Here is a 3,808-nt window from a genome sequence, read left to right as displayed (position 1 = left end):
AAAGGCAGGGACTAATACGACCACAAGTTCTGTGAACTAGAGATGACGGAAGTTCACCCTGCCTTTTATTTAAACGCTTACCAAGCTTTCTTCTTGTAATACTATTTACAAGAAGAAAAATCAGTCCGATAAACCAAAGGAGATGACGGCCGTTCCATGTAGATCAATTTCTTATTTTTTGCTGCTGTAAGTAAGGCTTACCTTTTGTGGTTCTTTGCTGTAATCTTCCCATAGCTGGTCGACAGTTTTTCCGGTTAAGGCTGCCCAAGATTCCTCCTTGTATTGATGCGCTCTTAACTGTTGATCTAAAGTAGCAATTAAGCCAGGTTTCACATTTTGCTCTAACCATGCAAAAAACCTCGCGGTAATACGATAACTATTTTTATAACCCTGCTTTGCATTATAATCTGGCAAACTCCATTTCGAGCCTACATTATCAACACCATATTTATAACGTACATAATCGGCAATACCTTCGGTTAGCCAAACCGGACCAGCACTATAGCCATAACCCTGAACAATGTGCATGGTTTCGTGCGTTACCACATCAATATCGGTTGGATGTGCTTTTTTCATGTAAGCAGCACTAAACAAAATTCTATTTCCGCTTGCTTCTGCAACTGCTTTGTAAGCTGTATCCACCACAAATAACACATCGTGGGTAGATTTATCGTTAAATGTTTTAACCAGGGTTGGGTAGATTTCGAAATAAGTAGCAATTAACTTCTTTCTTACGGTCGGATCTAAATTTGGATCTTTGCTGATAAATGTTAATTCATACCCTTTGTGTTTTTCTTTACTGTAAGAAACCCAGTTTTTTGAGAGTGCAGAAAACATTTCCTTTTGGATTTTCTCTTGAGATTTGTTTTTAACCCATTGGCTGTTTACTTTAATTTCTCCAGCTTTAGCCTGTATTGTTGATGTTTCTTCCGTTACCAAATCTAACATTACATCTCTTTTGGTACGGTATCCATCTGCCTGGGCAAATTTTGGATAAACCTGAAAAAAAGCAGCCTTTAGTTTGTCATCCACGATAGCATTTGTTACGCTATCTTTATCATTGATGGTAATCTTGTATTCTCGTTGCCCCCGGTTTTGAGCAAAAGCCTTTGCCCCTAAAAAAGAAGCCAGTGCAATGACTAAAAGTTTCTGATTCATTTGTTTGTTGGTGTGTATTTTTAATTGAAATATTTTAAAAATCTAAAAGTGATTTAACGTTATACTAAAACGTTTTATTAAGCAATAATAAGCATAATATCGCAGATGAAAAATTAATTCCTTTTTTTGATAAATTAAGGCAAAAAGATCAATAATAAAATATACGAATAACAAACAGGATTGCCACGAAAAAGGGCGTTATGTGGTAGAGCAAGACAAAAGAGGAGCAGACTGCGGGACTAATTATGTAAGTCATCACCCGCAGTCCTCTCCTTATTAAGTTAAGCTTAAATCGCAGCAACTTGCAGCACCAATCAACGCTGCATGTTCTTTAAGCTCGGATATTTTTATTTCCGTGTCGATGTCGTTACCTTTTAAGGTTGCGATCAACTCGGGTGCAAAAGCACTAAAAGATTGCGCAATATTACCACCAACAATTACAGTATCTATTTTGTGTTTCTTAATAATAGGAATCAAGAACTGCGCGAGGTTATAACCAAATTCCATAAATACCCGGGTGGCAAAATGATCGGTTTCTACCATTTCCACCAATTCTTTCACGCCATCTACCGTTTTGCCGCTAAGCTGGTTAAAACGTTTTACGAACCAGCGAGTAGAAAGGTAATCTTCCGCAATTCCGTCTAAAAATTCGGAGTTCCAGAGGTCAGCATCAAAAGCTTTATCATTATAATTGAGACAAAGCGATGAGCCGAGGCCCGTACCAAGCGTTAAGCCCAGCACACTGGCATTTCCTTTGGCAGCGCCAGCAAAAACCTCACCTTGTAAAAAACCTGCTGCATCGTTTATAAAGTGAATATTCTCTACAGGGATATCCAGTCGTTTAGCCAGCTCTTCTTTTACATTGATCTGGTAAAGTGATTTAAACTTATCCTGGTCTTTAATTAATGAAATGCCTTCACTATAATTAAAAGGACCAGGCATAGCAATTCCAACATTCCGGGCACCGTTTTTAATATTTTTAAAAGCCTTATTGATGATATCGCACCATGCCGATAAAATCACTTCTTTACTCTCCTGCGAATTCACAGGGCTACGTTTGATGGAATCCTTCACCAAAGTTCTCGTTTCTAAATCCACCAATGCGGCCGTAATATGCGAGCCGCCAATATCTACACCTAATGCAACAGGCTTTTCCATTCTATATATATTTCTGTTATCTATTCTTTATAATCTGAATTAATTCGCCAAAAGTAGCAATTCAATATCTATTTACTGATTGAAAATGGCTTATCTTCTTCTAATAATCCTCTATTTAACGAAGGTTTAACATTCATCTCTAATTTTAACACCCCTCCTTTTAACAAATCGTTATGGTTTATAAAATTTTTAGTATAATTTTTACCATTTAAGCTTGCCGATTTTATATAAACATTGGCAGCATTATTGGCGGGTGCCTCAATCACGAATTTTTTGCCGTTTTCTAAATTAATAGTCGTTTTTTTAAACATTGGGCTTCCTAAAACGTACTCCCCAGTACCTGGCGTTACGCTGTAAAACCCTAGTGCGCTTAAAACATACCACGATGAAGTTTGCCCCTGGTCTTCGTCTCCAGGATAACCATTTTCTGTGGCATCGTACAGTTTATGCATCACCTTACGGGCATAAAATTGTGCTTTCCAGGGTTGGTTGGCATAATTATACAAATACACCATGTGCTGTATCGGTTGATTTCCATGTGCATATTGGCCCATATTGGCCATTACCATTTCGGTCATTTCATGGATCATCCCGCCATACGAACCCACATTTACTTTATTAGGTTCGCTGAAAACAGAATCGAGCTTGGCGATAAAATTGCTTTTCCCGCCCATCAAATTAATTAAACCTTTGGTATCTTGAAAAACCGACCATTGCCAATGCCAGGCATTTCCTTCGGTGAACGGGCCTCCCCATTCCGTTGGGTCGAAATTTGGCGACCATTTTCCCTCTGCGTTCCTACCCCTCATAAAACGGGTAGAAGGATCATAAACATTTTTATAATTGAACATGGGTTTCTCAAAAACCTTCATATAATGCTTATCTCCAATCATTTCTGCCAAATGGTAAGCGCAATAGTCATCGTAGGCATACTCTAGTGTTTTGGCTGTAGCTTCTCTGTATTTTGGATAAGGCACATAACCCAATTGGTTATATTCTGTTACACCATCCCTACCATTTGCAGGACCCCATGGCCCCTTATTCATCGCTTCGTGATAATAAGCATCCAGCGCCTTTTTCGGATCGAACGTTCTGATTCCTTTTGCCCAGGCATCGGTTAACAAAGAAATAGCGTGATTACCAATCATACTTCCAGCTTCGCTGGGAAAAGACCACGATGGCAACCAACCACATTGCTCATAGGCATCGAGCATGGCCTGCATATAACGACCGTGCATTTCTGGTTGCACCAGTGTGTTTAGTGGAAATTGCGCACGGAAGGTATCCCAGAAACCCGTATCGGTAAACATATATCCATCATGCACTTTACCGTCATACGGACTAAAGTAATATGGTTTTCCGGCTTCATTTATTTCATAAAACTTTCTGGAGAACAGGCTTGCCCTAAAAAAGCAAGAATAAAAAGTTTCCATATCTGCTTTAGATCCGCCTTCTACTTCTATCTTACCGAGCGATTTATTCCACACCGCAG

General features: G+C 39.0%; 3 protein-coding genes. All 3 read right to left on the bottom strand.

Going from position 1 to position 3,808, the window contains the following annotated elements; all coding sequences use genetic code 11:
• Nucleotides 1-171 precede the first annotated feature (171 nt).
• Complete coding sequence (locus AC1DPQ_RS20820) at nt 172-1,158, bottom strand: basic secretory protein-like protein (RefSeq protein WP_477585088.1); 987 nt, start codon at nt 1,156-1,158, stop codon at nt 172-174.
• A gap of 276 nt (nt 1,159-1,434) precedes the next feature.
• On the bottom strand, nt 1,435-2,316 hold the full coding sequence (locus tag AC1DPQ_RS20815; RefSeq protein WP_477585087.1) for an ROK family protein: 882 nt from the start codon (nt 2,314-2,316) through the stop codon (nt 1,435-1,437).
• Nucleotides 2,317-2,384: 68 nt separating this feature from the next.
• The coding region (locus AC1DPQ_RS20810) for a GH92 family glycosyl hydrolase (RefSeq protein WP_477610744.1) at nt 2,385-3,808 on the bottom strand (1,424 nt) is incomplete at its 5' end.

The sequence above is a fragment of the Pedobacter sp. 01T416_2 genome, assembly GCF_056398925.1.
This window is presented reverse-complemented; position numbering and strand designations above follow the sequence as displayed.